Genomic DNA, 521 nt, shown 5'->3' on the forward strand with positions numbered 1-521 from the left:
CAAGCCGGTTGAGTAAAGCCGGACATGTGTCGCTTCGCAGGGCGTTGTATATGCCTGCAATGGTAGCCACCAGCAAGACTGAGTGGGGACGGGCGTTCCGCGACCGTCTGGCGGCTAATGGCAAGAAAGGAAAGGTGATTCTCGGCGCGATGATGCGCAAGCTGGCACAGGTGGCGTATGGAGTGCTGAAGTCAGGGGTGCCGTTCGATGCGGCACGGCATAATCCGGTAGCGGCGTAAAAATCGCGGAAGGGATGAAACAACAGCGCCTGACGGCGCTGTGTCTGGCATGCCTGCAATCCGGGGGACTGGACCAGGAAAAAACTTGCAGGCCGTAACAGTATCTACAAAATCACGCTAAATCAGGCTATTGCGCAGTCTGGCGTAGGCCTGATAAGACGCGGCAGCGTCGCATCAGGCGTTGATGTCGGATGCGGCGTAAACGCCTTATCCGACCTACAAAATCACGCTAAATCAGGCTATTGCGCTGTCTGGCGTAGGCCTGATAAGACGCGGTAAGCG

The 521-nt window shown here is 56.8% G+C and carries 1 protein-coding gene; it reads left to right on the plus strand.

All coding sequences use genetic code 11. From position 1 onward, the window contains the following. Positions 1 to 239: IS110 family transposase (locus tag AACU94_RS24520; protein ID WP_167856170.1), on the plus strand; the 239-nt coding region annotated here is incomplete at its 5' end. Positions 240 to 521 lie beyond the last annotated feature (282 nt).

The organism is Escherichia sp. E4702 (assembly GCF_963883545.1).
GTDB lineage: Bacteria > Pseudomonadota > Gammaproteobacteria > Enterobacterales > Enterobacteriaceae > Escherichia.